The organism is Pseudomonas sp. USTB-Z (assembly GCF_019691255.1).
GTDB classification, from domain to species: domain Bacteria; phylum Pseudomonadota; class Gammaproteobacteria; order Pseudomonadales; family Pseudomonadaceae; genus Aquipseudomonas; species Aquipseudomonas alloputida.
Window position 1 is genome coordinate 1 of record NZ_JAECZP010000098.1, and the last position, 317, is coordinate 317.

The 317-nt window shown below is 66.9% G+C and carries 1 protein-coding gene; it reads right to left on the minus strand.

The genetic code is table 11. From position 1 onward, the window contains the following. Window positions 1-317, minus strand: a 317-nt coding sequence (locus I8746_RS27025) for an Ig-like domain-containing protein (protein ID WP_259674217.1), incomplete at both ends; no start/stop codon positions are given.

The following is a 317-nucleotide window of genomic DNA, read 5'->3' on the forward strand; positions in this document are numbered from 1 at the left end:
TGTTGCCGGCGGCATCCACCAGACGCACGTCGAGTGCTTCACCATTGGTCTGGGCCGGCGACAGGGTGAGGCTGAACAGGCCGTCGGCACCGACGACACCAGTACCGATGACAGCACCGCCGGCATCGCGTACCTGAACAGTGGCACCGGGCTCGCCGCGACCAGTGAAGGTGACGCCATCGGCCAAGGCCAGGTCAGTTGGTTGTGCGGGCGGCACCAAGTCAGCCGAGGTGACCGAGCCCGGTTGGGATACGTTGCCGGCGGCGTCGGTGAGGGTGACTTGCAAGGTGCTGCCGTCGTTGACGGCAGGGTCCAGG